The 260-nt window shown below is 53.5% G+C and carries 1 pseudogene; it reads right to left on the bottom strand.

Annotated features, from left to right (window positions below):
• Window positions 1–260: pseudogene (locus R0J87_RS21870) on the bottom strand (DUF2955 domain-containing protein); the annotation flags it as partial.

The raw sequence follows: 260 nt of genomic DNA, 5'->3' as shown, positions 1-260 counted from the left end.
GCACGGTTCCAGCCTGCTTCGCCGGCGCCGTGCCAGTTTAGCGGAAACAACACCAGTACCGATGCTATCTGTGCCGACAGCGAATCAATCAGATCAAAGCTCTGAAATACCAGAAACGACAGGGTTGCCACCGTTGTTGCCAGGATCACTTCATGGCGTTGGTTGCTCAGCGGTTTAGCCGGCATCTGGCGAGCAGCGCGCGGTGAGGTATCCGGAAACAAGGTATACATCAAAATGGTAACAAACAACGTAAAGACACC

It is taken from the genome of Halomonas sp. SIMBA_159, assembly GCF_046536035.1.
In the GTDB taxonomy this organism is placed as follows: Bacteria; Pseudomonadota; Gammaproteobacteria; order Pseudomonadales; family Halomonadaceae; genus Vreelandella; species Vreelandella venusta_A.
Note: the sequence above shows the minus strand (reverse complement) of the source record. Positions and strands in the feature narration are given on the sequence as shown.